The following is a 1,149-nucleotide window of genomic DNA, read 5'->3' as shown; positions in this document are numbered from 1 at the left end:
GGCTACGGCGGCGCTGAAGGTTTGGCCCACTACATGGGCGAGCAGGGCATCGACCTGCTGCTGGGTGGCGTCCAGCAGCAGGTCGATGCCCTGCTCGCCCATGTAGTGGGCCAAACCTTCAGCGCCGCCGTAGCCGCCCACCCGCACTTCGCAGCGCAGATCGGTGGGAACGCGGCCGACACCGGCCAGGCTGTAAACGTGTTGCGGGCCCAGGGTGCGGGCAATGGCCAGTGCTTCAGTCACGCCGCCGAGCACTAAAATACGCTTCATACAAACTCTCCGGCATGGCCGACAACGGCGCCTTGGCGGTCAATGGCAAACACTTCTACCTGCACCGACGCCGGGACCACGCTACGGGCGAAGTCCAGCGCGTGCTGGCACACCGCATCACCCAGGGCGATGCCTTGCGCGCTGCACATCGCCAGGGCTTGCTGGCTGGTGTTGGCCTGGCGGATGGCCTCTTGCAGCGTGGGGTCAGCGCCAATGGCCGCCGCCCATTCGGCCAGTTGCGGCAAGTCGATGCTGGAGTGACGGCTGTGCAAATCCATATGGCCTGCGGCCAGTTTGCTGATTTTTCCGAAACCGCCGCAGAGGCTCAACTTATCCACAGGGACTTTGCGCAGGTGCTTGAGGACTGCGCCCACGAAGTCGCCCATTTCGATCAGCGCAATCTCCGGCAGGTTATACACGCGGCGCATGGTGTCTTCGCTGGCATTGCCGGTGCAGGCGGCGATGTGCAGGTAGCCGTTGGTCTTGGCAACGTCGATGCCCTGGTGGATCGAGGCGATGTACGCGGCACAGGAAAACGGCCGGACGATACCGCTGGTGCCCAGAATCGACAGGCCGCCGAGAATCCCCAAGCGTGGGTTCATGGTCTTGAGAGCTAGCGATTCGCCGTCCTGGACGTTGACGGTCACTTCAAAGCCACCGTGGTAGTCGTGTTCGGCGGCCAGTTGCTGCAGGTGATCGGTGATCATTTTGCGCGGCACCGGGTTGATCGCCGGTTCGCCCACGGGCAACACCAGACCGGGGCGGGTGACCGTGCCAACGCCCTGGCCTGCGACGAATACGATGCCTGCGTCAGGCAGCAGGCGAACGCGTGAGTACAGCAGCGCGCCGTGGGTCACGTCGGGGTCGTCGCCTGCGTCC

The 1,149-nt window shown here is 64.4% G+C and carries 2 protein-coding genes; both read right to left on the bottom strand.

Annotated features, from left to right (window positions below):
• Positions 1-270: precorrin-6A/cobalt-precorrin-6A reductase (locus GHO41_RS29275; RefSeq protein ID WP_178126618.1), on the bottom strand; the 270-nt coding region annotated here is incomplete at its 3' end.
• The coding region (locus GHO41_RS29270; RefSeq protein WP_153435345.1) for a cobalt-precorrin-5B (C(1))-methyltransferase at positions 267-1,149 on the bottom strand (883 nt) is incomplete at its 5' end. The genes GHO41_RS29275 and GHO41_RS29270, both read right to left, overlap by 4 nt.

This window comes from Pseudomonas sp. FSL R10-0399, assembly GCF_009600165.1.
GTDB lineage: Bacteria > Pseudomonadota > Gammaproteobacteria > Pseudomonadales > Pseudomonadaceae > Aquipseudomonas > Aquipseudomonas helleri.
The sequence above is the reverse complement of the archived record's forward strand: the minus strand, read 5'-3'. Positions and strand labels throughout refer to the sequence as shown.